The following is a 508-nucleotide window of genomic DNA, read 5'->3' on the forward strand; positions in this document are numbered from 1 at the left end:
CGGATCAAAGCTTACTTATAGCTCCCCGAAGCATATCGGTATTAGTTCCGTCCTTCATCGGCTCCTAGTGCCAAGGCATCCACCGTGCGCCCTTTGTAACTTAACCTGTACTGACTTGCGTCAGCGGTTATGCGATGCGAATTTCTAAATTAGAAACTCATACAAATACGCTGTGTTCTCGGCAATTTAAAACATTTACAACAATGATATCCAGTTTTCAAAGAACAAAGTCGCACCCGCTAGGGTGCTTGAGGGTCGTCCCCTCAAAACTAAACAAAGTTTCGTGTGTGCAGGTTTCCGTCAGACTGACGTCTGTTTCCTTAGAAAGGAGGTGATCCAGCCGCAGGTTCTCCTACGGCTACCTTGTTACGACTTCACCCTAATCATTTGTCCCACCTTAGACGGCTCGCTCCCTAAAAGGGTTACGCCACCGGCTTCGGGTGTTACAAACTCTCATGGTGTGACGGGCGGTGTGTACAAGGCCCGGGAACGTATTCACCGCGGCGTG

Annotated in this window: 2 rRNA genes; both read right to left on the minus strand. The window is 49.4% G+C overall.

The annotated features are described in order from the left end of the window. Nucleotides 1–106: ribosomal RNA gene (locus BVJ53_RS14785) — 23S ribosomal RNA — on the minus strand; the annotation flags it as partial. A 218-nt stretch (nucleotides 107–324) separates the two neighbouring features. Continuing rightward, nucleotides 325–508 (minus strand): 16S ribosomal RNA (locus BVJ53_RS14790); the annotation flags it as partial.

The sequence above is a fragment of the Lacticaseibacillus chiayiensis genome, assembly GCF_004123795.1.
In the GTDB taxonomy this organism is placed as follows: domain Bacteria; phylum Bacillota; class Bacilli; order Lactobacillales; family Lactobacillaceae; genus Lacticaseibacillus; species Lacticaseibacillus chiayiensis.